The 25,095-nt window shown below is 59.1% G+C and carries 30 protein-coding genes; 9 read left to right on the top strand and 21 right to left on the bottom strand.

The window, feature by feature from the left end:
* Positions 1-49 precede the first annotated feature (49 nt).
* The 4 genes from nadC to AC0V6W_RS08625 are packed head-to-tail and all read left to right on the top strand — an operon-like array spanning position 50 to position 2,540.
* The gene (gene nadC, locus AC0V6W_RS08640) at positions 50-916 is read left to right on the top strand and encodes a carboxylating nicotinate-nucleotide diphosphorylase (protein ID WP_486149096.1); all 867 of its coding nucleotides are present in this window, start codon (positions 50-52) and stop codon (positions 914-916) included.
* Complete coding sequence (locus AC0V6W_RS08635; RefSeq protein WP_486149094.1) at positions 913-1,362, top strand: hypothetical protein; 450 nt, start codon at positions 913-915, stop codon at positions 1,360-1,362. Before nadC ends, AC0V6W_RS08635 begins: the two co-directional genes overlap by 4 nt.
* Before the next feature lie 27 nt (positions 1,363-1,389).
* On the top strand, positions 1,390-1,833 hold the full coding sequence (locus AC0V6W_RS08630) for a hypothetical protein (RefSeq protein WP_486149092.1): 444 nt from the start codon (positions 1,390-1,392) through the stop codon (positions 1,831-1,833).
* Positions 1,830-2,540, top strand: coding sequence for a ribonuclease T2 family protein (locus AC0V6W_RS08625; protein ID WP_486149090.1), 711 nt, complete (start codon positions 1,830-1,832; stop codon positions 2,538-2,540). Before AC0V6W_RS08630 ends, AC0V6W_RS08625 begins: the two co-directional genes overlap by 4 nt.
* 30 nt (positions 2,541-2,570) lie before the next feature.
* Here AC0V6W_RS08625 and AC0V6W_RS08620 read toward each other — a convergent pair whose 3' ends face one another.
* The 3 genes from AC0V6W_RS08620 to AC0V6W_RS08610 all read right to left on the bottom strand — a co-directional run bounded on the left by AC0V6W_RS08620 (position 2,571) and on the right by AC0V6W_RS08610 (position 4,641).
* Positions 2,571-2,723: a hypothetical protein gene (locus AC0V6W_RS08620; RefSeq protein WP_486149088.1), complete on the bottom strand. Its 153-nt coding sequence runs from the start codon at positions 2,721-2,723 to the stop codon at positions 2,571-2,573.
* Between the two features lie 220 nt (positions 2,724-2,943).
* On the bottom strand, positions 2,944-4,095 hold the full coding sequence (locus AC0V6W_RS08615; RefSeq protein WP_486149086.1) for a lipocalin-like domain-containing protein: 1,152 nt from the start codon (positions 4,093-4,095) through the stop codon (positions 2,944-2,946).
* Between the two features lie 90 nt (positions 4,096-4,185).
* On the bottom strand, positions 4,186-4,641 hold the full coding sequence (locus AC0V6W_RS08610; protein ID WP_486149084.1) for a nucleoside deaminase: 456 nt from the start codon (positions 4,639-4,641) through the stop codon (positions 4,186-4,188).
* A 150-nt stretch (positions 4,642-4,791) separates the two neighbouring features.
* Between AC0V6W_RS08610 and rpmB the strand changes: the two genes are divergently transcribed.
* A complete protein-coding gene (rpmB, locus tag AC0V6W_RS08605) occupies positions 4,792-5,079 on the top strand; it encodes a 50S ribosomal protein L28 (protein ID WP_486149082.1) in 288 nt (95 codons plus the stop codon).
* Between the two features lie 2 nt (positions 5,080-5,081).
* Here the strand turns inward: rpmB and AC0V6W_RS08600 are convergent, their stop codons facing one another.
* The 4 genes from AC0V6W_RS08600 to xseA all read right to left on the bottom strand — a co-directional run bounded on the left by AC0V6W_RS08600 (position 5,082) and on the right by xseA (position 8,987).
* Positions 5,082-6,143, bottom strand: a complete 1,062-nt coding sequence (locus tag AC0V6W_RS08600) for an esterase-like activity of phytase family protein (RefSeq protein ID WP_486149080.1) — start codon at positions 6,141-6,143, stop codon at positions 5,082-5,084.
* Between the two features lie 162 nt (positions 6,144-6,305).
* Positions 6,306-7,241 carry a M23 family metallopeptidase gene (locus tag AC0V6W_RS08595; RefSeq protein WP_486149078.1) on the bottom strand — a complete coding sequence of 312 codons (936 nt, stop codon included), beginning with the start codon at positions 7,239-7,241 and terminating at the stop codon, positions 6,306-6,308.
* An 11-nt stretch (positions 7,242-7,252) separates the two neighbouring features.
* On the bottom strand, positions 7,253-7,456 hold the full coding sequence (locus tag AC0V6W_RS08590) for a DUF2093 domain-containing protein (protein ID WP_486149076.1): 204 nt from the start codon (positions 7,454-7,456) through the stop codon (positions 7,253-7,255).
* Between the two features lie 10 nt (positions 7,457-7,466).
* Positions 7,467-8,987, bottom strand: a complete 1,521-nt coding sequence (xseA, locus tag AC0V6W_RS08585) for an exodeoxyribonuclease VII large subunit (protein WP_486149074.1) — start codon at positions 8,985-8,987, stop codon at positions 7,467-7,469.
* Here xseA and purD point away from each other — a divergent pair.
* Positions 8,986-10,263 carry a phosphoribosylamine--glycine ligase gene (purD, locus tag AC0V6W_RS08580; protein ID WP_486149072.1) on the top strand — a complete coding sequence of 426 codons (1,278 nt, stop codon included), beginning with the start codon at positions 8,986-8,988 and terminating at the stop codon, positions 10,261-10,263. The genes xseA and purD overlap by 2 nt on opposite strands.
* Positions 10,264-10,581: 318 nt before the next feature.
* Here purD and AC0V6W_RS08575 read toward each other — a convergent pair whose 3' ends face one another.
* A complete protein-coding gene (locus tag AC0V6W_RS08575) occupies positions 10,582-11,586 on the bottom strand; it encodes an adenosine kinase (RefSeq protein WP_486149070.1) in 1,005 nt (334 codons plus the stop codon).
* 121 nt (positions 11,587-11,707) lie between these two features.
* On the opposite strand from AC0V6W_RS08575, the gene AC0V6W_RS08570 reads away from it, so the two are divergent.
* The 3 genes from AC0V6W_RS08570 to AC0V6W_RS08560 all read left to right on the top strand — a co-directional run bounded on the left by AC0V6W_RS08570 (position 11,708) and on the right by AC0V6W_RS08560 (position 13,926).
* Positions 11,708-12,406: an EI24 domain-containing protein gene (locus AC0V6W_RS08570; RefSeq protein WP_486149068.1), complete on the top strand. Its 699-nt coding sequence runs from the start codon at positions 11,708-11,710 to the stop codon at positions 12,404-12,406.
* A 196-nt stretch (positions 12,407-12,602) separates the two neighbouring features.
* Positions 12,603-12,875 (top strand): hypothetical protein, encoded by a 273-nt coding sequence (locus AC0V6W_RS08565; protein ID WP_486149066.1) that lies wholly within the window; start codon positions 12,603-12,605, stop codon positions 12,873-12,875.
* 76 nt (positions 12,876-12,951) lie between these two features.
* Positions 12,952-13,926, top strand: coding sequence for a hypothetical protein (locus AC0V6W_RS08560; RefSeq protein WP_486149064.1), 975 nt, complete (start codon positions 12,952-12,954; stop codon positions 13,924-13,926).
* Here AC0V6W_RS08560 and AC0V6W_RS08555 read toward each other — a convergent pair.
* From AC0V6W_RS08555 to AC0V6W_RS08495, 13 genes are all read right to left on the bottom strand, one after another.
* On the bottom strand, positions 13,923-14,276 hold the full coding sequence (locus AC0V6W_RS08555) for a HesB/IscA family protein (RefSeq protein WP_486149062.1): 354 nt from the start codon (positions 14,274-14,276) through the stop codon (positions 13,923-13,925). The two genes, AC0V6W_RS08560 and AC0V6W_RS08555, sit on opposite strands and share 4 nt — an antisense overlap.
* Positions 14,276-14,776, bottom strand: coding sequence for an SUF system Fe-S cluster assembly protein (locus tag AC0V6W_RS08550; RefSeq protein WP_486149060.1), 501 nt, complete (start codon positions 14,774-14,776; stop codon positions 14,276-14,278). Before AC0V6W_RS08550 ends, AC0V6W_RS08555 begins: the two co-directional genes overlap by 1 nt.
* On the bottom strand, positions 14,773-16,005 hold the full coding sequence (locus tag AC0V6W_RS08545; RefSeq protein WP_486149058.1) for a cysteine desulfurase: 1,233 nt from the start codon (positions 16,003-16,005) through the stop codon (positions 14,773-14,775). The genes AC0V6W_RS08550 and AC0V6W_RS08545 overlap by 4 nt, the downstream gene beginning before the upstream one ends.
* Complete coding sequence (locus AC0V6W_RS08540) at positions 16,002-16,757, bottom strand: SufD family Fe-S cluster assembly protein (protein ID WP_486149056.1); 756 nt, start codon at positions 16,755-16,757, stop codon at positions 16,002-16,004. Before AC0V6W_RS08540 ends, AC0V6W_RS08545 begins: the two co-directional genes overlap by 4 nt.
* A gap of 2 nt (positions 16,758-16,759) precedes the next feature.
* Positions 16,760-17,068 carry a hypothetical protein gene (locus tag AC0V6W_RS08535; RefSeq protein WP_486149054.1) on the bottom strand — a complete coding sequence of 103 codons (309 nt, stop codon included), beginning with the start codon at positions 17,066-17,068 and terminating at the stop codon, positions 16,760-16,762.
* A gap of 17 nt (positions 17,069-17,085) precedes the next feature.
* Positions 17,086-17,853, bottom strand: coding sequence for a Fe-S cluster assembly ATPase SufC (sufC, locus tag AC0V6W_RS08530; RefSeq protein ID WP_486149052.1), 768 nt, complete (start codon positions 17,851-17,853; stop codon positions 17,086-17,088).
* Positions 17,840-18,367, bottom strand: a complete 528-nt coding sequence (locus AC0V6W_RS08525) for a hypothetical protein (RefSeq protein WP_486149050.1) — start codon at positions 18,365-18,367, stop codon at positions 17,840-17,842. The genes sufC and AC0V6W_RS08525 overlap by 14 nt, the downstream gene beginning before the upstream one ends.
* On the bottom strand, positions 18,367-18,900 hold the full coding sequence (locus AC0V6W_RS08520; protein ID WP_486149048.1) for an endonuclease domain-containing protein: 534 nt from the start codon (positions 18,898-18,900) through the stop codon (positions 18,367-18,369). Before AC0V6W_RS08520 ends, AC0V6W_RS08525 begins: the two co-directional genes overlap by 1 nt.
* Entirely contained in the window at positions 18,897-20,360 is a 1,464-nt protein-coding gene (gene sufB / locus AC0V6W_RS08515; protein WP_486151520.1) for a Fe-S cluster assembly protein SufB, read from the bottom strand. The genes AC0V6W_RS08520 and sufB overlap by 4 nt, the downstream gene beginning before the upstream one ends.
* 37 nt (positions 20,361-20,397) lie before the next feature.
* Positions 20,398-20,868 (bottom strand): SUF system Fe-S cluster assembly regulator, encoded by a 471-nt coding sequence (locus AC0V6W_RS08510; protein ID WP_486149046.1) that lies wholly within the window; start codon positions 20,866-20,868, stop codon positions 20,398-20,400.
* Between the two features lie 77 nt (positions 20,869-20,945).
* Positions 20,946-21,869, bottom strand: a complete 924-nt coding sequence (locus AC0V6W_RS08505) for an AraC family transcriptional regulator (protein ID WP_486149044.1) — start codon at positions 21,867-21,869, stop codon at positions 20,946-20,948.
* Positions 21,870-22,043: 174 nt separating this feature from the next.
* The gene (locus AC0V6W_RS08500; RefSeq protein ID WP_486149042.1) at positions 22,044-23,888 is read right to left on the bottom strand and encodes a DUF885 domain-containing protein; all 1,845 of its coding nucleotides are present in this window, start codon (positions 23,886-23,888) and stop codon (positions 22,044-22,046) included.
* The gene (locus tag AC0V6W_RS08495) at positions 23,885-24,916 is read right to left on the bottom strand and encodes an AraC family transcriptional regulator (protein WP_486149040.1); all 1,032 of its coding nucleotides are present in this window, start codon (positions 24,914-24,916) and stop codon (positions 23,885-23,887) included. The genes AC0V6W_RS08500 and AC0V6W_RS08495 overlap by 4 nt, the downstream gene beginning before the upstream one ends.
* Positions 24,917-25,095: the final 179 nt, after the last annotated feature.

Genomic DNA, 25,095 nt, shown 5'->3' with positions numbered 1-25,095 from the left:
AGTGCGGATGCGCTTGCGCAAAACAAACGACTCCTTCAAACCCGCTTCCATGACCTTTACACTCCCCGGTTTCGACCTCGGCACCTTCATCCGCGAAACCCTTGCCGAAGATCTGGGCGCTGGCTTTGAAGGCGGCGGGCGCGATGTGACGTCTGACAGCGTCATTCCGGTAGATGCGCGGTTTTCCGGGGTTATGGATAGCCGCGATGCCGTGGTGATCGCTGGCCTGCCCCTGGCGGAAGCATTTTTCCGACATCTAGATCCCGATGTGGAGATTGAAACGCTGGTTGCAGACGGTGACGCCGTGGCAGCGGGCACCGATGTCATGCGCCTTGAGGGGAATGCGCGCGCGCTGCTGACCGCAGAACGCAGCGCATTGAACATCGTCCAGCACCTGTCGGGCATCGCCACCATGGCGCGCGATTATGTGACGGCGATGCGCGCAGGCAGCAAAACCTGCACCTTGCTCGATACACGCAAGACACTGCCCGGCCTGCGTGTTCTGGAAAAATACGCAACTCGGCAGGGCGGCGCGGAAAACCACCGTATGGGATTGTGGGATGCCGCAATGATAAAGGACAACCACGTCGCGGTCGCCGGAAGTGTGGGCGAAGCGGTGCGCCGCGCGCGCGATGCAGGTGTTGCGCCCATCATTTGCGAAGTGGACCGGCTCGGCCAGATTGAACCCGCGCTGGATGCCGGCGCGCATCATCTGTTGCTCGACAATATGAGCCCCGAGACGCTGCGCGAAGCAGTCGGCATGGTCAAAGGCCGCGCCAAAACCGAGGCGTCGGGCGGGATCAATCTCGACACCATCGCCGCCAAAGCGGCCAGCGGCGTCGATTACTGCTCGGTCGGCAGACTAACCCAAAGCGCGCCTGCCGCAGATGTCGGATTGGACTTCACCCCGCTATGAAATGGCGCAAGGGGCCGCGGCCCTGGACGATTTGGGTGTTTGCCATCGCTTTTGTCACTGTCGCGTTGGTCAGTCTGGCCGAAGGGCTGAGCAATTGGTACTTCCCCATGCTGCGCTATAGCCAATGGATGCCGTGGATTAATTGGAATGCGGACCTGGCGATCACCGGAGTGTTCAGCGAATTCACCATTGCTCTTATCCCAGTCGCATGGATTTTTGGCTTTGCCAGCCGCATCGCCTGGGGTTTGGTGACGATTTTCACCGTTATCAAATTGTTGAATGTGCCCAATATGATTTCAGCATTTCTATCTGTAGGCGGAGCCGCGAGCTGGGCCTATTTTCTAGAGCCGGCTCTGCTCGCCTTTGCGCTCATTTGCCTCTTTTTGCCGTCAAGCAGGCATTGGTTTACAAAGATCGAGACGAAAGAGAGCGCTGTTTTCGAATAGCGCCAAAGAGCGATAGAAAAGGAGCGTATGAAACCCAAATCGATCATTTGGTTCGATCGCCTTTTCTGGGCGTCAATGGCAGCAAGCGCCGCAATAATTGCATTGAGCTTTTTCTATTTGGAACAAGATCTTGGCGCTGGGTTTGAGGGCGAACCTGGGCTGTTCAGCGCAATGATAGTAGGAGCGGTTGCCATCGCTGCGATGATGTACGGTTTGTCCGTTCTGCTCTGGTTCTTTGCATCGATGAAAGCGAGCAATGCCGCGCGCTGGATCTATTCCCTTTTTACTGGTTTAGGTGTCATTTCAACGCCGTTAGGTTTGCTCGATGTATCGGCAATCGAAGTGGTAGCCTCATCAATTCTCACAGCGCTCTCTATCGCTACAATTGTGGCGCTTTTCCTACCCGGCTCCAATGCATGGTTTCGCAATGGCCGCGTGGGCGGGCCAGATGATATCAAGGCTTTTGAATGAAGCAGTCCGCGGTTCTATTGCTTGCGCTCACGCTGCCCGCCACCGCCAGCGCACAGGCCTATCAATGCCGCTCGCCGCAGGTGCGGTCCGTGCCGACAATCACGCCCGATGGCCCCGTGCGCTCGCTGCCCATAACCGGCTACACACTCGCGCTGAGCTGGTCGCCGGAATTTTGCAAAGGGCGGGAAAGCCAGCGTTCGCACCGCCTTCAATGCTCGGGCGATCATGGGCGGTTTGCCTTCGTGGTGCATGGGCTTTGGCCGCATACCCAAACGGGCGGGCGCAGCACATGGCCGCAATGGTGCACGCCGCAAAACAGGCTCACCCCGCAAGAAGTCCGCCGCAATCTGTGCACGCTTCCCTCTGCCCGGCTGGTCGCGAAACAATGGGCCAAACATGGCTCATGCATGACGAAAAAACCCGAAACCTATTTTGCGATAACGCGGGTTCTTTGGGAGGCCCTGCGCGTGCCCGAATATGACCGGATCAGCCGTGAGGATAACCTTACCGCAGGGCGTATCCGCCAGGCTTTTGCCGATGCCAACCCAGGCCTTTCCGCCAGCGCTGTGGGGGTAAAGCTGAATGCGCGCGGCTGGCTGCAGGAATTGCGTATCTGCTATTCAAAGCGGTTCAGACCGTCGCGCTGCAATGCAGCACGATACGGCGCGAAAGACACGCAAAGCGCTAAAATCTGGCGCGGCTTATAACCTTTCAGCCGCGCGCTAAATCAAGCAGCGTCAGCTGTGCGCTTTGATAAGGTCGCTGAACAATCGCGCAGCTTCTGCCGGGTTCAAACCGTCGAAATCGGCAGAAACCGGGCGCGTAGAACCATCAAAAGTGCTTCGCTGCATTTGGGGGGCTGTGTAAGGCTTGCGGGGTGACAACATCATTTAAGCGGCTCCATATGTTGCTCTCCCTGTTGCGGTGCAGCATTACACTGTGCATCCGCAAAATCACGCACTAACCGACCAACCGTTATCAAAGGGGGATGAGTCGGCGCTTGACGTGCTTTTGGCTGATTTTATTTCGATAACCATCCGGAAAAACACCCATTCTGGGGCCTTTTGCCGGGATTCTGCGGGCCATCACCGGCCCAAGACGATTCGCAGCTTAACGTTTGCGCCGGTAATCCTCACCGCCGATCCACAACACACCGTATTGATCCGAGCCTTTACGCTTGGCGCTGTAAAAGACGCTCGTGCGCACCACGCGGCCATTGCCATAAGTCAGCGTGAGGTTCGCGCCATTGAGGCTCCACCGGCCGGACGTGCCTGACCGCGACCCCGCAGCAACGCGCGGGGCGCTGGCGGTTTTGCTGCTTGATTGAACGAATGTCCCATCGCTCCGGAACGTGAACTGCTTCACTTCGGCCGCCAATGTTTGCCCGCCCAATGCGGTGTTTCCTCCTCCGCCAATCGCCTGATACGTGCCGGACAGCTGACGCGCTGACGGCAAGGGGGCAGGCGGGCCGACGCTTGGCTTCACTTCAGACGTCTTGCCGTCTGCCCAGCGCACCGCATACTGCCCGCCTGTGCGCAGCCAAGTGCCGACATGGCCGCGCTTTTTCCGGCCAATCGCAGCAACATCAATCGCATCGGTCGCATAACTGCCAAGCCGCACGGCCTGACCGCCTTCGAGCAAAGCGACGAGATGATAGGTCGGATATACAGCGCCGCCCACGCCGTAGCTGTATTTGAGGTCGAACAGAACGCGCTCAACCTTTGGCCCGGCCCCAGTGGTTTGAGTGATAGGCGGCGGCTTTGAAGACGCTGTTTGCGGCGCTGCTGCGGGTGGAGGCACTGCTGCACTCCCGCCAAGCGCCGCCATCCGTTCGCTCGCCCGCTTGACCCGCGCAGGCGATGCGGCGTTCGATTTTTGCGCAAGATAGGCCATCACCAAAACGGTCCCATCCCCCTGGCGCACTCCCATGACTGTGCAGCGCATGGTCGCCTTGCGCTGAACATAATCAACCTGCTTGATCTGCAAAGGCCCTTTCGCCGAGACATCGGATGCCAAAACCCGGTCCGCCCGAGCCGTCACAATATCAGCAAACAGCGCGACTTTCTCACCAAGATCGCTGCCCGCTTCAAACGTGCGGAACACCATAACTTCGCCAGCAGTTTGGGATTGATACACCGCGAGGCCGTTGCTTTCAGAGCGCTGCCAGCCAGCGGGCGCAATCGCTGCGGGATCGGCAGACACCGGCTGCGCCAATACGGCTGCGAAAAATCCAGCCATTGCGGTGAAAGCTTTGAGGTTCATGGTGACCGCCCCTTTTTGCCCTTGCATTTCCTACCACACAATCAGCCCTGTTCCATGCACCTGCGATGAAGCAAAAGGTGCGTGCGGCGATCAGCGGCGATCTTTGAAGAAAGCGCGCAGGAGCTCGGCGGCCTCCTCTTCGCCCATGCCGCTGTAAATCTCGGGCCGGTGCAGGCATTGATCCTGCTCAAACACGCGCGCGCCCTGTTCCACGCCGCCGCCTTTGGGATCGCTGGCAGCATAATACAGCCGTGCAATGCGGGCATGGGCAATTGCGCCTGCGCACATCGGACAAGGCTCCAACGTGACATAGAGATCGCAGCCGGTCAGGCGTTCCTCACCCAAAATTCGCGCCGCCGCCCTAATCGCGCGCAGTTCAGCATGGCCCGTGGGATCGGGCGGCAACCGGGTGGCATTGCCTGCCGCAGCGATCACTTCGCCGTCTTTCACGACAACAGCGCCGATGGGCACCTCACCCGCCTCTCCTGCTTCGCGCGCGGCTTGCAGTGCGTGTTGCATTGGTTCAGGGATCGGCCAGCGGGTCATTGCATCCGCCAGCTAAGCGCACCGGGTGCACATATCAATTGACGATTCGCCCATGCGAGGTTATGCGGCGCGCTTTCTGGGATGCCCGCATTGCCGGGTCCGCCTCAAACAGGGCGGCGCTCCCACCACTTTGATCAGATGAGAGATAGCATGTCGCGTATTTGCGAACTGACCGGCAAGGGCCGCCTTACGGGCAACAATGTAAGCCACGCCAACAACCGCACCAAGCGGGTTTTTCTGCCCAATCTGCAAAATGTGACCTTGTTGAGCGAAAAGCTTGATCGCGGGTTCAAATTTCGCGTCTCTACTCACGGCCTGCGCTCGGTAGAGCACAATGGCGGTTTGGATAACTGGCTGCTCAAAACCAAAGACGACAAGCTTTCGCCGCGCGCACTCAAAGTGAAGCGTGAGCTGAAGAAGGCTGCCGAAGCCGCATAATTTTATTGCCGCTCCAGCCGCAGCATCAAGGTGCGCTGGAAGCTGGCAAAGTTATCATCCGAGATAAGATAAAGCGCGCCGCTGCGAAGATCATCTTCCGGCGGCGCGTTCTTTGCGTCTGCATCCGTGGTTTCGGCAATGCCGGATTGCGCTTCTGCCTTTGCTGGCACCCAGGTCAGCCCTTCGTAATTGTCGGTAAGAGTGCCGCCCGTCATCTCAAACGCGATCACGCCCGTCCACGCCCGCGTTGGCGCGATCAGGGAAGGATCGGCAATCATGATCGCAGTGTCGAAAGTGGGGGGAAGGGTAAAGTCCAGCCGCCGCAGCAATATCGCGATCCTGCCATCAGGCAGCAAAGTCGCATCTACGGGCCGGTAATCGGACCGCGAGACGAACCGGAACGGCATCGGTTCGTTATCAGGATCAAGCAGGCCGCGCGGGAACAGCAAGGCCTTGTGATAACGAATGCCCCCGCCATCACGCGAAGGGGCCTCTGCAATGACCAAGACCCGGCCATCGCCAAGCCGCGCCAGCGTTTCGGCGCCGCGATTGTTGGTCCAGTCCTTCATCGCCACCGGGCGAATTTCGCGCCGAGTGCCGCCCGCATCGATCCGCTCGATTACATTGCCATGTTCGTAAGCGACCCATAATTGCTGGCGCTGTACGTCCCAGCTCATCGCTTCGAGATCAATAAGATCAAACCCGTCGCGCTTTTCGCGGCCCAGCAATCGCAAGGCCAAAGGGCCAGAGCGCGGCCCGGAATCTGTAGCTGTGTTCGCAAATGGTATTGTCAGCCCCCAGCCGCGATCGCTGCCCGCCAGAAACGTGCCATCACCGCGCGCCACCAGCGCAGAAAAGCCGCCGAAAAAGTGATGATCGCCGGTAAGCTGCCAAGCGCCTTTGATGGCAAACGACCCTTTGACGGCTTCGGCCACCTTTGGCGACAGGGTGAGCGGCGTGACTTCGACCATGCGCCCCTCCAGCGACAATTGCGGCGCAGAACGCACCCATGTTCCCGGCGCAAAGCCAAGCGCGATGAGCACAATCAGGAAAAGGCGGCGCATAATGGTAAAGCGTTCCCAGCGGGCGAAAGAGGGCCAAAAGCGAGCGTCAATGCGCTGAATACCCGGCGCATGATATCGGCAATGGGCTATGCGCGATTTGTGGTTAGCGCGAGGTTAAGGATTTGCAGCGAGCCGTGCAGTGCGAGAACGATGTGAGCGCCTTTATGGCATCGGGCCTGCAAACAACAGCGGATCAAGCCGCGCATCGTTCCATTTCAGCCCCCAATGCAGGTGCGGCCCCGAAGACCGCCCTGTGGAACCAACATTGCCGATATACTGACCCTGTTTCACCACATCGCCTTCTTTCACGGCAAGCTTGGAGGAATGCAGGAACGCGCTGTTGAGGCCTGCTCCGTGGTCGATGATAATCAACTCGCCTTCAAGGCTGAAACCCGTGCGCGCCAGCACCACCACGCCATCAGCGGGCGATACATAAGGCACTCCGTTGCCGGGCGCGATGTCGATGCCCGAATGATAACTGCCGGGTTCACCGCGATATATGCGCTGACGGCCAAAGCGGCCCGAAATCCGCCCGACGACCGGCCAGATAAAGTCCTGCCGCCACCCTTGCGCGCCGGTTTCCATGGCGCGCGCGGCAACAATCGCATTGTATTCCGGTTCGCGCTTTTTCCACCACGCCTCGCTTGATCGGCCCGTGCCGCGTGCGACATTGACCCGCTCAATCTGCCAATCGCGGGGGGAAATGGCGATGTCCTTGCGCACAAATTTACCCGTATTGAGCGTAGCGAGCAGGGTGAGCGAAGCAGGTGCATCGCGGTCAAAAGCGGCAAAGAAAGTGCCATCTTGCGCATATTCAAGCGGGGCGTCACCCAGCGAGGCGCGGATGGTGCCGGCAGGGACTGTGCCGCGGATAAAACCGCCCTGAGTGAGTTCGCCGGCAAAGGTAAACTCAGCGCGGACGGGTTCCGGCGGGTCTTGGGTTTGCGCCTGCCGAATGGCTGATGGCGTTGGGGCCGCCTGCTGCGTTTCGGTGTCTTGCGGGGCGGGCGCCGTGCTGACGCTGCCTGGCACGGCGGCTTCGCTCCCGCTGCACGATGCGAGCACGGTTATGGCGGCGAACAGGCCAAGGCGTTTCATCAATCGAACTTTCAACCTGCCTCAAGCAGCCGTTTGGTCGCGATCTCGCAGGTGGCATAGGGTTCCTGAAGCTCCGCGCTCCAATAGCGCAATTCTTCAAGCGGGATGGTCGCCCCGCTCACCGCGCACACAACGTGCTGTCCTGAACGCAGGACGCGAAAGCTGGAGGGGCCGTAATACAGTTTGGCAGCGTTATCGCTTCGAGACATCAACATGAGCGCTGGCCTAGCACAGGCGGTCAGCCAAATAAATCATCTTGGCCCGGATTGGAGGGTTTAGACGCGCGTTTTTGGCGGGGGTGTTTTGGAGCGGTGCCCTGGGGGTGCGGGGGGTGGGGTTAGGCGCAGGCTCAGCGCCCGCAGCGGTGCGCACATCCAATCCCCCATCGCGAAATTGCAGGGTAAGCCGCGCTTCAGCTGCCGCCGCCCCGCGCGAAGTTAAAGCTGTGCCAGCCTGATCGCGCACAATCGCATAGCCGCGCTCCAGCGGCTTTTCCGGGTGAAGCTGGCTTGCCAGCCGGGCAAGCGCCGCCAATTGTTCGCGCCGCGCCTTAATCGGCCGTTCCACCAGATCCGGCACCAACCGCACCCGCGTAAGCCGTTCGGCCGCCATATCGCGCCGCCGCTCCAGCATGGCAGGCGACAGGCGCGCAGCCGTCCCGGCGAGCCGTTCACGCCCCTTGCTCGCCCGGTCCCTTAACCCCCGGCGCAAGCGGTCGGTCAGCTCGTCAAGCCGCTGAGCCTGAGGTTGAAGCACGTTTTGCGCCTTGGGCATGCGCTGCATGCGCGCTGCCAGTCTTTCGCGGCCAAGCTCAACCGGACGCAGCACCGCGCGGCTCTGACGATTGGCAAGATCGCCCAGGGTCGCCGCCAAATCCGCGCGCACCGGAACAGCAATTTCCGCCGCTGCCGTGGGAGTGGGCGCGCGCCTGTCGGACGCGTAATCGACCAGCGTCGTATCGGTTTCATGACCGACGGCTGAAATAACCGGAATGGTACTTTCTACCACAGCGCGAACCACTATCTCCTCATTAAAGCTCCACAAATCCTCAATCGAGCCGCCGCCGCGCGCGACAATCACCACATCAGGCCGGGGCACCGGGCCATCGGCTGGCATTTGAGAAAATCCCCGCACCGCGCCTGCCACCTGCTCTGCTGCGCCCTCGCCTTGCACCAGCACCGGCCAAACAAGCACATGGCTGGGAAACCTGTCTGCCAACCGGTGCAGAATATCGCGGATCACCGATCCCGTCGGCGACGTCACCACGCCAATCATGCGCGGCAGGTAGGGCAAGCGCCGCTTGCGCCCCTCAGCAAACAGGCCCTCTGCCGCCAATCGCTCACGCGTTTTTTCGAGCAGCGCCAGGAGTGCCCCTTCGCCCGCCAGTTCCAATTGATCGATCACGATCTGGTATTTTGACCGCCCCGCATAGGTCGTCAGCTTGCCCGTCGCGATCACTTCGAGCCCGTCTTCGGGGACAAAGCTCAGCCGCCCGGTATTGCCGCGCCACATCACCCCATCGAGCACGGCCTTTTCATCTTTCAAAGCGCAATACATATGCCCCGATGCCGCGCGCTTAACCCCCGAAAGTTCCCCGCGCAGCCGGACATGGCCAAACCTGTCCTCCACCGTGCGTTTGAGCGCTTGTGACAATTCGGTGATCGAAAGCGGCTGGTCGTTGTCGCTCGGCGCAACGCGCGCTACCAGCCCTGATGGATCGCCAGATGAGGAAGGAGTGCGCGCCATGAATGTCCTGTTATTGGGGTCGGGTGGCCGCGAACATGCGTTAGCCTGGAAGCTGGCGCAATCCCCCAGCGTAACCCAGCTTTACGCTGCCCCCGGAAATCCCGGCATTGGCGAATGCGCGCGGTGCGTATCGCTGGATGCAAAAGACCACGCAGCCGTGACCGCCTATTGCGCCGCGAATGCGATTGGGCTGGTCGTGATCGGGCCAGAGGCTCCCCTGGTCGATGGGCTGGCAGACAGCCTGCGCGCAGATGGCGTGCCCGTTTTTGGCCCTGCAAAGGCCGCGGCGCAATTGGAAGGCTCCAAAGGGTTCACCAAGGATCTGTGCGCGCGCGCCAAGATCCCCACAGGCGGCTATGTTCGCACCGAAAACCTGGAAGCTGCGATCAGCGCGCTTGATCGGTTCACACCGCCTTATGTGCTCAAAGCCGATGGCCTCGCAGCAGGCAAAGGCGTGGTGATCGCGCAAAACCACACGGATGCGCTCGCCGCGTTAGACGGCATGTTCGCAGGCGAATTTGGCGATGCGGGCACCGAAGTGGTCATCGAGGAATTTCTGGAAGGCGAAGAGGCGAGCTTTTTCGCCATCACCGATGGCACCGCTATCCTGCCTTTTGGCAGCGCGCAGGATCACAAGCGCGTGGGCGAAGGCGATACCGGGCCCAATACCGGCGGCATGGGCGCCTATTCGCCCGCACCAGTGCTGACACGGGAGCTGCAAGCGCGCGCCATGGCCGAAATTATCGAGCCAACGGTGAACACATTGCGGGCCGAGGGCACGCCCTATTCCGGCGTGCTTTATGCAGGGCTGATGCTGACGGCAGACGGGCCGAAACTGATCGAATACAATTGCCGATTTGGCGATCCGGAATGCCAGGTGCTGATGATGCGGCTCAAAATCGATCTGGCGGCCATAATGCTGGCCTGCGCAAACGGAGAATTGGCCGGTGTCGAGGCTGAATTTGCCGAGGAGACGGCGCTGACCGTGGTGATGGCGGCAAACGGCTATCCGGTGCGGCCCGACAAAGGCGGCAGCATCGATCTGGGCAAGGCCGAAGCGTCAGGCGCAAAGGTCTTTCACGCTGGCACTGCCCTGAAAGATGGCGCGCTGGTGGCCAATGGCGGCCGCGTTCTGAGCGTAACAGCGACGGGCGGATCAGTGACTGAGGCGCAGGCTGCGGCGTATGCAGCGGTTGCCGAGATCGACTTTGCCAGCGGTTTCTACCGCAGCGATATTGGCTGGCGGGAAGTTGAGCGTGAGAGGGGCGGGCGGTAGACTGGATTACATCGTCAGCCCCGACCTGATCCGGGGTGCTGCTGGCCGTCTCATCACTAGAGTGGATTCCGGATCAAGTCCGGGATGACGGAAATAGGGATAAGAGCGCGCGCCAGATTTTCCTACATGCGCGCTCTTCGCTATTGCCCCAGCTGCTCTTTCACATCGTCAGCCCCGGCGTTTTCACGCTCGTTTTGGACGTGTTTTGCAGAATTGCGATCCGGTGGGTTTTTAGTCCCAGGACCGTGTAACATGCGGTCCATGCTTCAGCTTACGCGGGCTGAAGCTGAACGGGATCAGCGATAGGCCGTCCTCACACTACAGCTTGTCTGCCATCAGCGCCTGCATATCGGCTTCGGGGCGGGGGCCGTAATGCGCGATCACTTCGGCTGCCGCGATCGCGCCGCGTTTGAGGCACACCTCCAGCGGCGCGCCTTTGGCATAGCCTGACAGGAAGCCCGCTGCGAACTGATCGCCTGCGCCTGTCGTATCAACCACCTTGGCCACCGGCTCGGCGGTCACCTCGGCGCGTTCGCCATGCGCAACCGCGACCGCGCCCTGTTCGCCCTTGGTCGCGACCAGAACCGGCACCTTGCCTGCAATGGCAGCAATGCCTGCTTCGAAATCCGCCTCACCCGTCAAGGTTGCCAGCTCACCTTCGTTGACAAACAGGATGTCGATCACGCCGTCTTCGATCATAGCGCGAAAGTCATCGCCATGACGCTCAATCACAAAGCTCTCTGATGCAGTGAATGCGATGCGGCGACCGGCGGCGCGCGCCACCTCAATCGCGCGGCGCATGGCGCGGCGGGGCTCTTCGGGATCCCACAGATACCCTTCGAGATAGAGGATGCCCGCGCTGGCAATTAGCCCTTCATCAAGCGCGGCGGCGGGCAGATACTGGCCTGCACCAAGGAAGGTGTTCATCGTGCGCTCTCCATCTGGGGTCACGAAGATGAGCACACGGCCCGTCGCCGGTTCACCCTCACGCGCGGGCGTATCAAAGTCGATGCCTGTGGCGCGCATGTCATGACGGAAGACCTGACCCAGCTGATCATCGGCAACCTGTCCGATAAATGCGCATTGCAAACCAAGCGTGGACAGGCCCGCCAGCGTGTTCGCCGCCGATCCACCCGACAGCTCCTTGGCGGGCGGCATGGCATCGTACAGAGCGTCTGCCCGCGCGTCGTCAATCAAGGTCATCCCGCCGCGATTGAGCTCCAATTCGGCGATCAGCTCCTCTTCGCAAGACGCGATCACATCGACCACGGCATTGCCAATGGCGAGCACATCATAACGCGGATCAGAAGTCGGCTGGGTCACTAGGGTGTTCCTGTCATTCAAGGGAGGTGCGCGCTGGGTAGCGACACGTGACCGCCAAGCCAAGCCGTTTGAGCACGCCGTTTGACTTAGCCCTCCTGCAAGACCATGCGGAACCCCAGCTATGCAACTCGTTATCCAGTCCCTTGCAAAAGCGTTCGGCCAATTGCGCGATCCGGCGATCTTCCGGCTGCTCGTCAAAACCATCGCGATCACTCTGGCGCTGTTCGCGCTGGGCGGCGGGTTGCTGGGGTGGGGTGTCTATAGCGTGCTGGTCGCCTGGGACGTGACGAACAGCAGCGCAGAAATTGCGAGCGTGATCGCTGCCTTGCTCACAGGGCTTGGCATATGGCTGTGGCTGCGAGTCGTTGCAGTCGCGGTGTTGCAGTTCTTTGCAGATGAGGTGGTCGCAGCGGTTGAACGCGCGCACTACCCAGATGCGGCGCGCAGTGCTCAAAAGCTGCCATTTGCGCGTGATCTGGCCAATGCGCTACGCGGCATGGGCCGCGCACTTGGAGCCAACCTCCTGGCGCTGCCCGTGGTGATTGCGCTGGTCGTGACAGGCATTGGCCCGGCGCTGGCGCTTATTGCGGTGAATGGCTGGCTGCTGGGGCGTGAGCTGACCGATATGGCCTGGCTGCGCCATTGCGGTGATGCGCCTGGTGCCAATCCGGCTTCAAAGGGGCAGCGGTTTGCCTTGGGCACAGCAATTGCCGCGCTGATGCTGGTGCCGTTTGCCGGGTTGGTTGCCCCTATTGTGGGGGCGGCGGCAGGCACCCATCTGATGCATCATGCCCTGCGTCATGGAAGAGAGAAGGATTAGAACCGTGCGGCAGCTGTTCCTGATACTGACCCTCGCTCTGGTGGGTGCTTGCACAACATCGCCTGGGGCGGGCTCAAAAGCGCCGTCCGCCAGCATTCCGCGCGTCTCCTTGCCCGTGCGGCCTGGAAGCGCCCCTGCGAGGCCCGCTAGCCGACCGCCAGAGGCGCCCGCTGCCACCGCCGCTACACAGCCGCAAATGATGCAGGAGGCGGGGCTTGAAGGGATCATCGGTAAACCGGCAGAGGCGCTGACGGCGCAGTTTGGCAAAGCCCGGCTTGATGGCACAGAGGGCGATGTGCGCAAACTGCAGTTCCGCCGGCAAACTTGCGTGCTCGACATCTACCTCTACCCCTCAGGGCAAAGCCGCACGCAGGTCGCCGCCCATGTGGAGGCTCGCAATCCCTCCAACGGATCTGCCATAGACCGCGCGCGCTGCGCGGCTGACATCGCAAGGTCCGCGCAAGGGTAAGCCGGTAACCCGGTCTTAAGCGTGTTTGTGCCATGACAGCCAGGAATTGAGCAGGGACCAGAGGAACCGTTCCGATATGACCACACATTTTACCGATATCGCCAAGCGCGCCGCTGAAGATGGCACCGTTTCAAGCGAGGAAGTGCTCGCGCTGCGCCGTCAGGGCTGGGGCGATGGGATTATCGCTCGTGATGAAGCCGAAGCGCTGTTTGCCTTGAACAACAGTTTGGATGATCGCAGCGAGGAATGGTGCGACTTCTTCGTCGAGGCGATTGGCGAATTCGTGCTAAACGGAACCCATCCAAGACTCCAATGCGACGCACAGGAGGCAGCATGGTTGATCGCACAGATTGATCATGATGGCGTCTTGGAAAGCATGGTTGAGCTGGAAACCATGGTGCGCATCATCGAACGTGCAGAAAACGTGCCTACTGCGCTCAAAGACTATGTGCTTGCTCAGATAGAGCGCGAAGTGATGACAGGAACCGGGCCCACACGCTGCGGCGGGGATCTGTCAGCGACGCATATCAGCACCGCCGAATGCCGCATCTTGCGCCGCGTGATCTTCGCCAGTGGCGGGTATGGTCCGGCGGCGGTCTCTCGGTTTGATGCAGAATTGCTATTTCGTTTGAAGGACGCGACGCTTGCAAGCGATAATGCGCCCGAATGGGCCGATCTGTTTGTCGATGGGGTCGCCAACTACATCACAGGCTTCACCATGGCGAATGCCCAACTGGACCATGGCAGACGGTTGGAACTTGAGCGTTTCATTGCTGACAACCAAGCCAATGTTGGCCGCTTTATGGGAGCGGTTGTGCGCGAGGCTCCCAAAGCTGCAAGCAATCTTGGCAATGTGATGGGCGTTGTGTTCGGCAAGCGCAAAGGCGGCGCAGTCTCTGAATATGCGGGCGAGCAGATCAATGCGCGCGCTGCTGAAGGTGCGAAGGTGACAGAGAGTGAGCTGGATTGGCTTGATAGCATGGTCGCAGCCGATGGTAAGTTGGACGATCTTGAGAAGCGTCTGGTCCGGCGGCTTGAGGACGACGCCTAAACCATAAAGCTCTCACCGCAACCGCACGCGCCTTTGGCGTTGGGGTTTTCGAACACGAATCCTGCGGTGAAATCGTCTTCGACCCAATCCATCGTTGAACCAACGAGGTAGAGCACACTAGCGCCATCGATATAGAAAGTGCCGCCAGGTGTTTCGATCTTCTCGTCAAACTTGGCTTCCTCGGTGACATAGTCGACCGAATAGGCAAGGCCCGAACACCCGCGCCGAGGGGTCGACAGCTTTACGCCAATCGCATCTGCTGGAGCTTGACGCATCAAATGCGCGATCCGCTCTTCTGCGCCGGGCGTAAGTATGACGGCTGCGGGACGTTGTTTCAAAGTGGTTGTCATTACAGCATCCCCAATTCAAGCCGCGCTTCGTCCGACATCTTTTCAGGCGACCACGGTGGATCCCACACCAGATTTACCTCCGCATCCCGAATGCCCGGCACTGATGAAGCGCGAAGCTCCACTTCTCCGGGCATGGTTTCCGCGACCGGACAATGCGGGGTGGTCAATGTCATAGTGACCGTTGCATCAGCGTCATCATCCACCTCGACACCGTAAATCAGGCCCAGATCGTAGATATTAACCGGGATTTCAGGATCGTAGATTTCCTTGAGCGCATCGACAACGGCCTGCTGCAATTCACCGCCATCACCCGTTGCCGCATCGCCTTGCGGCGCGGCTGCGAGAAAACCATCGAGATAGTCACGCTCGCGCTTTGGCGCGGGCTCTGCGGGGGCATCATCCACCGCATCGGACACGCGCGCGCGCGGCGGTTTAACCACATCGTCATTGGGAGCAGGGGCTGCGACAAATTCGCTTGTGTTGTCTGGCTTGTTCATCATGCTTTTCCAAAAATCCGCTTGGTGCGGATGATACCTTCCAGCAGCGCATCAACATCCGCCTCGCTGGAATAAGCCCCAAAACTGGCGCGGGCAGTCGCGGGAACTTCAAGATAATCCATCAGGGGCTGTGCGCAATGGTGTCCGGCACGGATGGCAACGTTCGCTTCGTCAAGGATGGTGCCCAGATCATGCGGATGAATGCCGTCAATTGCAAAGCTGACAATTCCAGCGCTGTCAGCGGGGCCAAACAGCGTCACATCGTTCATTTCGCCAAGCGCATGGCGCAATCGCGCCACCAGTTTCGCTTCGTGAGCGTGCAGGCGGCCCAAACCGATTGCGCTCACAAAATCGGCGGCCGCAGCAAAGGCGATAGCTTCGGCAATAGCCGGCGTGCCAGCTTCGAAACGCTGCGGGGCAGGTGCATAAGTGGTCCGCTCGAAAGTTACGCGATCAATCATCGCGCCGCCGCCTTCCCATGCAGGCATTTCGGCAAGGATATCGCTGCGCGCCCATAAGGCTCCGATACCTGTGGGCCCGTAAAGCTTATGCGCGGAAAAGACGTAAAAGTCGCAGTCCAGAGCTTTCACATCGACCGGCATATGCGGGGCGGACTGACAGCCATCAAGGAGCAGCTTGGCGCCCACCTTATGCGCCAATGCGACAGCTCGCGGGGCATCTAACACGGATCCGAGCACATTCGATACATGACCAAAAGCAACCAGCTTGTGCTGTTCGCCCAGCATGGCTTCGGCTGCGTCGAGGTCTATTTGATGGTCGTGCGTTAGCGGGCACACATCAATATGCGCGCCTGTCGCCTCTGCCAGCATTTGCCAAGGCACTATATTCGAGTGATGCTCCAGCTGAGACAAGAGGATGCGGTCGCCGGGCTTCAGATTTGCTCTACCCCAGCTGTTGGCGACCAAATTGATAGCTTCTGTCGCGCCCCGGGTAAAGACAATCTCATTGTCTAAGCCGCCAACAAACGCGGCAATCCGGCGCCGCGCCGCCTCAAACGCCAGTGTCATATCAGCGGAGCGCGCATAGACCCCGCGATGAACGGTCGCGTAATCCTCACCCATTGCGCGCGCCATCGCGCCGATCACGGCGTGCGGCTTTTGCGATGTGGCAGCGGTGTCAAGATAATGCCAGCGCGCGCCGTCGCCCGTGACAAGGCCGGGAAAATCACCGCGCAAATCCGGAAAAGGATCAAGAGTGATCGTCGCGTTCACAGCTTTGCGCCCTCAAGAGGCCCAAGCGCGGCGTCCAGAAGCTTTTCGTGCGCCGCTTCATCTTCAAGCTCCACAAAGGCATCGCCGATAAAGGCCTGCACCAACAGGCGCTGCGCCGCTTCTGGCGAAAGCCCTCGAGCGGCCATGTAAAAGCGAGCGTTTTCGTCAAGCTCACCCATTGTGGCACCATGCGCGCATTTTACATCGTCGGCGTAAATCTCCAATTGCGGGACTGCGTTCGCGCTCGCGCCGCGTTCCAGCAGCAGCGCTTTAAAATCCTGAGCTGCATCTGTTTTCTGGGCATGGCGAGCGACTTTGATCTCACCAAGGAAATTCCCGATGGCAGTGTTCCAGTGTACGGCCCGCACGGTTTGGTTGCTGGTCGCATCCGGCGCGCTGTGCAAGGTTGTTGTAACGATTTCTCGCGTGACTTCGCCGCCACCAATCGTGACCCCTCCGAGTTCGAAGTGAGCCCCTTTCCCGAGCGTCACCTCAATTTCCAGCCGGATAGAGGCAGAGCCGCACAAAACCGCGAAAAACTCGCCGCGCGCGCCTTCACCCAATGTCACGCGGACGCGGCGCAATTGCGCCATGTCTCCATCCAGGACCAATTCGTGCCGCGCGGTGTCACCTGCAGCCACATCAACAATGTCCCACTCAGCGAGCGTGGCAGCGCCTATGGCCTCAGCGGCTGAGATATCAGCATACCGCCAGGCTTCATCGCGCCGGGTTGGGAGGGTTTGAGTGGCCATCGTCAAGAGCCTTTTGCCAGGGATTTTTCAACCTTGCGCACAAGCCGGCTGCGCGTCTTGCGAATGCAGCTTTCGACAGCTTCCTGATTGTCTGCACCCTTACGCACGCACTTGGTTACAGCTTTGCAGAAAGAGTGATCGAGTTTGGGCCGCCCGGTCGATTTGTTCATCGAGCAATGCCATTCGCCTTGCGGGTCTTGGCCAACGCTAACTTGGACGCTGCGCAAATTGCCCAAAACAACGATTTCAGGCACGGGCTTGGCCGCCGGTTGTGCGTTTTGGGCGGCAAGAGGCTCGGCTTGTGCAGCCATAAAGAGCAGCGCAAACATCATGCGCTTGCCTCGGCCATAACCGCGTCATAACCTTCTTTTTCAAGCCGCAGCGCAAGCTCAGGCCCGCCGGTTTCGATGATCCGGCCACTTGCCAAAACGCTCACCCGGTCCGGTTTGACTACGTCGAGCAGGCGCTGGTAATGCGTGATGAGGAGCACGCCTTTGTCGCCGCTGCGCATAATCGCATTGATCCCTTCGCCAACGATCCGCAACGCATCAATATCAAGCCCACTATCGGTTTCATCCAGCACCGCAAAGCTGGGATCCAAAATTCCCATTTGGACCATTTCTGCGCGCTTTTTCTCACCTCCGGAAAAACCGACATTCACTTGCCGCTTGAGCATTTCCATATCCATTTTGAGCAGAGCGGCTTTCTCTTTGGCAAGCTTCAGAAATTCGCCGCCGGACAAAGGCTCCTCTTCGCGATATTTGCGCTGCGCATTGAGCGCTTCTCGCAGGAATTGGACATTGGAGACACCGGGAATCTCGACTGGATATTGAAAACCGAGAAACAGGCCTGATGCAGCGCGCTCATGCGGATCGAGCCCAAACAGGTCTGACCCTTTGAACGAGACCGATCCGCCGGTTACGTTATAACCCGGCTTACCGCCTAGCACGTTCGCAAGGGTCGATTTGCCCGCGCCATTAGGGCCCATGATTGCGTGCACTTCGCCGGCCGCAACCTCAAGATTGAGGCCTTTCAAAATGGTCTTGGCGCCATCGGCGCTACCAACTTGGGCAGTAAGATTGTTAATAGCCAACATTGGTCGGTTCCTGATTGGTGGAATTGGGTTCGCCCGTTTGGGTTTCTCGCGCCAAAGCAGCATCACGGGCCGCTATTTGGGCATCATATTGGCGCTGGCGTTCTTGGGCCGCGCGCACTTGCAGCTGGAATTGCGCATCAAGGTTTCGGCCGCGCTGGATATGAATATAGCCGAGCGTATCGAACGCCTCGCTCACCTTGTCTGGCGGCATCGTTTCGGTGCGCCCGCGCCGCGCTACAGCAGCGTTTGACTGCGCAATCGATTCTGCCCGAACGTCAGCGCAGCGCGGGATGGCTGCGCGATGCTGCAACTCAACATTCGGCGTGCCATTAAAGATCAAGTTTGTGTGCTCTAGGCACCGTTTATAATCTTCAATGTAAGGCGTCATCGCCACGTCGTAAGACAGCTCCCACGTTTCGGGCAGCTTGGTGTATTCGGTGCCGCCGAGCACGCTTTCATCCGATTGCGCGGCGGCGAGCAGAGCTGCGGTGGTCAAGGTCAGGAACATTGGCATCAATCCTCCTGCGGCGCGTCAGAATCCGCCAAAACCTCTTCGGACCCCCGCGACGGGGCGGAGTTGCGATGATGTTCGGCGCGGCGATGCTTTTTGTCGTCGATCCGCTGCCGCATTCCCAAAGTGATCCGGGTGAGCACGCCTTCCATATTGTCGAGCACTTCTGAAGCTTTGATCCGCATCACCTTGATGCCAACCGCCTCCAGGCTTTTGTCGCGGCGCGCGGCGAGCTGTTCGTTATCGCCCTCTTCAAAGATATCGACTGCCATGCCTAGCGAGTGGCAGTTAAAGTCCACAATCGCGCTGCCGATCACGGCATGGCGCTTGAAGGTGTGGCGGCCCAGATCAGCGGTGGCGAACCGTTTGGCGAGCGCCTTGTGCGCTTCGGACGAAAACCGCCGCCGCTCGCGCGCCTGATTGTGAAGTTCATCAAGCCGCTTGTCCGAAATTTTCCATCCCCGGCCCTTCTTGTTGAGGGTTTCAGGATCAATCTCGGCCGTCTCTTTCAGGCCAAGGGTCTTGCGTTCGGTCACCCCACGCTCCCTTCAAGTGAGATCGCCAAAAGCTTTTGCGCTTCGACGGCAAACTCCATTGGCAGTTCTCTAAGTACATCCTTAGCGAAGCCGTTTACGATGAGGGCTACCGCTTCTTCTTCATCCAGTCCGCGCTGCTGCGCGTAAAACATTTGTTCGTCAGAGATTTTGGAAGTTGTTGCTTCGTGTTCGATTTGTGCGCTGGGGTTCTTCACTTCGATGTAAGGCACCGTGTGCGCCCCGCATTCATCGCCCAATAACAAGCTGTCGCACTGGGTGAAATTGCGCACCCCGTCAGCGTTTGGGCCGACCCGCACCAACCCGCGATAGGTGTTGTTCGATTTGCCCGCTGAAATCCCCTTGGAGATGACGGTTGAGCGCGATCCCTTGCCGTTATGGATCATCTTGGTGCCGGTATCGGCCTGTTGGAAATTATTGGTCACCGCGACCGAATAAAATTCGCCTACACTGTCTTCGCCGTTCAACACGCAGGAGGGATATTTCCATGTCACCGCGCTGCCCGTTTCCACCTGTGTCCAGCTGATTTTAGAGCGGTCACCCTGGCACAGCCCCCGCTTGGTCACGAAATTGTAGATCCCGCCCACGCCTTCGCTGTTTCCGGGATACCAGTTCTGCACGGTTGAATACTTGATCTCCGCATCGTCCATCGCGACCAGTTCAACGACCGCTGCGTGCAGCTGATTTTCATCGCGCATCGGCGCGGTGCACCCTTCGAGATAGGACACATACGAACCCTTCTCCGCGACGATCAAAGTGCGTTCAAACTGGCCGGTATTTTCTGCATTGATGCGGAAATAGGTCGAAAGCTCCATCGGGCAGCGCACGCCTTCGGGCACGTAAACGAACGTCCCATCCGAGAAGACCGCAGCGTTGAGGCAGGCAAAGTAGTTATCGCGCGTCGGCACAACCCGGCCCAGCCATTTCTGCACCAGTTCAGGATGCTCTTTCAGCGCTTCTGAAATGGAGAGAAAGATCACGCCCGCTTTCTTCAATTCCTCGCGGAATGTGGTCGCAACGCTGACGCTGTCAAACACCGCATCCACGGCAACCTTGCGCGCGCCTTTGACACCGGCGAGCACTTCTTGTTCGCCCAGCGGAATGCCCAGCTTGTCATAAACCCGCTTAATCTCTGGATCGAGATCATCAAGCGAATCGAGTTCCACCTTCTTGGTCGGCGCGGCGTAATAATATGCGTCCTGATAATCGATTTTTGGATAGCCGACTTTGGCCCAATCGGGCTCTTCGAGTGTCTGCCACAGGCGGAACGCTTTCAGCCGCCAATCAAGCATCCATTCCGGCTCGCCCTTTTTGCCTGAAATGAACCGCACCGTGTCTTCGGTGAGGCCTTTTTCGGCAAATTCGGTTTCGATGTCGGATGACCAGCCATGTTCATATTCAGCCGCATTGGCCGCTGCTGCCGCCTTTGCATCCGCGTCCATTTCGGGAGCATCGAGCGTTTCAGGCGCCGCAGGGGTTTCAAGATCGAGATTGTCGGTCATGCCGCTTCTTCTTTGGCTTGGAGAGAGGGGAAATCGCATGTGCTGCGTCAGGCGCGGTGCGCAATTGATTAAGCGTGATGCCAGCAAGAGCGCCGCGCAGGGCGGTGTTGATGATTGGCCAATGCGGTTTCATCGTGCAGCCGGCCTCATAATCGCAGTCTTCGCCGTGGACGCAGGCCGTCAGCGCAATCGGCCCTTCGACGGCTTCAACGATGTCAGCGACGGTGATCGCCGCAGCGGGCCGCGCCAATTGCAGGCCCCCGCCCACTCCGCGCACAGAACGCAGCAGGCTGGCAGAGGTCAGTTTCGAGACGAGTTTCTGGACCGTTGGCACCGGAAGGCCCGTTTCGCTCGCCAATTCAGCCGCGCTCACACGCCCATCACCGCAATGGGATGCGGCCTGAACCATGGTGATCACGGCATAATCGGCAAGGTTGGAAAGGCGCATAAATTCCGCTTATTGCGAGTTATTCTTAAATCGGACCAATTGAGTCGGATTTCAAATACGCGCGCATTGGTCCGATTTCAAGTGCGCTCTGGTTTCCCTATGGCCCGGTAGGAAGGCATTCGCTCAAGGCTTTGCAAATGCGTGAGCCTTTCAAACATGGACCCACTGGTTCCGCCAAGGCGCGACGGGGTGTATCCGCAAAAATGGCGGATTTCCCGGATCATATGGGGCTGGTCAAAGAACGCTTCGGCAATCTCGGCCTCCCCTTCATCGGTCAGATCAGGCTGCGCCAATAGGTTGGCAGCGCGAATGGCGCGGAACTTGCGCGCAAGGCCTTTGGGTGCAAAGCCAAAATATCGCTGCACCAGCCGCTCCATTTGCCGGCGCGAATATTGCTCATCGTCCACCAATTCTTCAATCGGCGGGTTAAGCGAGGAACCGAGCCAGGCCAAAACCTTGTCCATGACCCTTTCGTGCGACGCGGCGACAGGCCTCAGACGCGGCCTGATCCAGTCAGCGACTTCAATACAGGCCTCCTGCGTTCTGGTTTCGCCTGACAGACGGCGCGGCACCAAATCATCGGAAAGATGGTCGATATCTGCGCCCAGCAGCTCGCTCGCATGCATGTACCGGTTGCCATATTCCTTGACCGAAGCCCGTGTGAGCGCAGCCCAGCCATGCGGCGAAAAGGACGCACCCAAGCACCAGAATGGCCCGTCATACGAATACGGGACGGCAGTTTCGAACGCGTTGAACAAAGCGGGCCGGCTATCCACTGTATCAACCCGGTCGCCAAACTGGCCCGATGCACTGCCGCGGATGGTGAGAAACAGGTGCGGCATCGCGCCGGGATGGCGATCTTGAACGGGGCCACTGCGAAGACGCAGCTCAAATAAAGCCAGAACATATCGCTCCAACCCTTGAGGCGGGTCGAAGTATTTCAGCTCAAAATGCGCGTTACTGGCATCATTGGCGAGCGTGAGTTTCGACGTAGCAACCATTGTTTATGCAAGTGGGGCGATCAAGCCGTTTTGGCAACATATCGCAGCTCAATCGCCCCCAGCGCCCATAGGGTAAGGCTCTGCGAAGCCGGGAGTAATCGGCCCTGTGGCAGGTTTTAGATGCATCGGCACAAAGCCCATTGTATTCCAGCGACACGGAAAAAAGGCGGCTCGTCAGCCGCCCTTCTGCGCCTCCACCCAGGCTTTCACATTCTCTTCGAGGATCGAAAGCGGCACCGGGCCAGACAGCAAAACCGCATCGTGAAAACCCCGGTAATCGAAATCCTCGCCCAACTCTTTTTGCGCCATCGCGCGCAATTCCATGATTTTCAATTTGCCGATCAGATAGGCGGTCGCCTGGCCCGGCGTGGTGATATAGCGTTCAATCGCTTTGACGATATCGCCTTGCGGGTTGGGCGTGTTGGTTTTGAGGTAATCAATCGCCTCTTCGCGGGTCCAGCGTTTGGAATGCAGGCCCGTATCGACGACCAATCGGCAAGCGCGCCACAATTCCATGCCAAGCCGCCCGAAATCGGAATAGGGATCTTCATAGAAACCCATATCCTTGCCCAGTTCCTCGGTATAAAGGCCCCATCCCTCGGTATAGGCTGTCCACCCGCCATAGCGGCGAAACGGCGGCAGATCGCCAAGCTCGGTTTGAAGCGCGCGCTGCAAATGGTGGCCGGGAAACCCTTCGTGATAGGCGAGCGCTTCCAGCTCATTTTTCGACATATCGCGCAGGTTGTACAGGTTCACATAATAGGTTCCGGGGCGCGATCCATCGGCGGCCGGGCTTTGATAAAACGCTTTGCCCGCGCTTTTTTCGCGGAATGCCTCAACCGGTTTGATAATCATGGGAGCTTTGGGAAGTCGGCCGAAATATTCAGGCAGCTTCTTCTCCATCGCATCCAGTTTCGCCTGTGCATCGCGCAGATATTCCTCGCGCGTTTCGTAGAAGAATTGATCGCCTGTCCGGGTGAACTCGAAAAATTCCTGCAAAGTGCCTTCAAAGCCAACCTTGGCCATGATGGCGCGCATTTCGCCGTGGATACGCTCAACTTCGCGAAGGCCGATATTGTGAACCTCACCAGCCGATAGATCGGTGGTGGTGTAGCGTTTCAATTGCGCGGCATAATACGCCTCGCCATCGGGCAGCCGCCACACGCCATCATCGGTGGGGGCGATGGCCTGTTGGCCCTTCATCTCGGCCAAAAGCCGCTCATAAGCGGGGAGGGCAGATGTGTTCCAGGCCTCTTCAGCAGCGCCCAGCCACATTGTCGCAGAGGCGGCCATTTCCAGCGCTTGCCCTTCGCCCACGGGCAAAGCCATGACTTTCGCTTCGAAATCTTTCAGCACCGCATTGTCATTGCCTGCCGCAATCAACGCTTCGAGATCAGCGATAATGTAGGGATAAACCCAATCGGGCGGCATAACGCCTGCATCGGCGCGTTCGCGCGCTTGCGCGGTCAGAGCATCGAGCTGCGGCCCCATCCCGAGGATGCGATTCACATAGGCATCGGCGTGGGAAGGCTCGCTCACCCGGTGAATATTGATCAGAAACGCCGGCATCTGCGTGTGCGGGCCGCGGCGATGATCGAAGATATAGCCCAGATCGCGAAACGGATGGAGGCTTTTGGAAAGCTGCGCTGATTGCACAAACAGCCGGTAGGAAAGCGCATCCTCGCTCGTCAGAGCATCCAGATCAAAGCGCTCTTCCATCTGCGCGGCCACATCCTGCGTCAAACGGTACTGCGCCAGTTCTGCCGCATCGGACGGGTCACCCCAGCGGCCATAATCCTCATCACGAATGCCCCGGTAGGATTTGGAAATGGGCGACATTGCAAGCAAGGCGGTGTTGTAGGTTTCAAACAATTCCGCCAGCGCAAGCGATGCTTGCTCATCACCGGGCGCGGCTTTTTCAGGCTGATCACCGCCTTCCTGATGATGCTCCGCAAGGGCCGCAGGGGATGTTGCCGCGAGGGCAAAGGCGCTGATGCCAGCAAACAGCAGACGGTTCATGGATTGTCCTTTTCGGGTGTTGATTTGCCGATTTCCACCAGCGGTCGCAGCACATCTGCCTCGCGCCCCCAGCGCGGGTCAAGTTCGCGCAGATTTTGCGGGGCTATCATTTCATTGAGGAACGGGCTGTCTTCTGCACCAAGGCGCGCAGGCGTGCGCCCGACAAACCGGTTGATCTCGCGGATCATATGCGACTGATCGAAAAATGCCTCGCCCAAGGCCGCCTCGTAATCGGGGGTTAGCGTGGGGAATGACAGCAGCGCGGCTGCCCGCAAAGCGCGATATTTGCGCGCGATATCCTTGGGCGGAAGACCGAAATACCGTTCAACCAGGCGCTGCACCTGCCGCTCTGAATAGGCCGCCTGCGCCATCAGGTCGCCGACATCGGGGTTAAAGGAGGAACCGAGCCAATTGTTAACCAGCTTGATAAGCTCACCATGGCGCGGATTGATGGGGCGAGCCTTTTGGCCAATATAGCTACCCAGCTGCAAAGCGCACTCGCGCCCGGTTTGCGTCCCCGCGAGATACTCCGCGATCAGCCGCTCCCCCAATGTCACCACATCTTCGCCCAGCACATCACGTGCCTCGACGAGGCGATTGCCATATTCACCTGCATGCAAGCCGGTCAGCGCCGCCCAGCCCAGCGGGGTAAGCGCGGCTCCGATAACGTGGAACGGGCCGTTCACAACAATCGGCGCTGCATCGGACAGCGGCGTGAGCAGCGCGACGGGCGGATTGGGCTCCTGCCGCCCATCGCGAAAATGCATATGCCCCTTGCCGCGCGCAAACAGCGATAAGTGCCCGATAGACGAGGGTTGAATGTCGCGAATGATCTTTTCATCGCAGCGAAAGTGATAAAGCGTGGTGATATAGTCGCTCAGCGCCACAGGCGGCGCGACATAATCAATGTCGATCAGCGACGAGGAAGTCAGCTCAAAGTCTGACGCGGACGCAGTCTTTGCGATATTTGTGCTTTTGCTTCCCGATTGTGTCGGCTTTAACTTCGGCTCAGGTTGTGGCTGTTTCATCGCTCTTGCTCTTTTGCGGGCAGCATTAAGCGGTTTTGTCTTGTTTTGACACAAAAAAAGGGCGGCCCCATGTCGGGACCGCCCATTTGAGTTGAGGAACTCTTCGCATTGCTGCTCCGAGCCCTTCGGGTCGCAGGAGATGATGTAACGAAGGGATATGCCGGATAATTGTATGCAAA

Source organism: Erythrobacter sp. JB1-7 (assembly GCF_057365015.1).
This window is presented reverse-complemented; position numbering and strand designations above follow the sequence as displayed.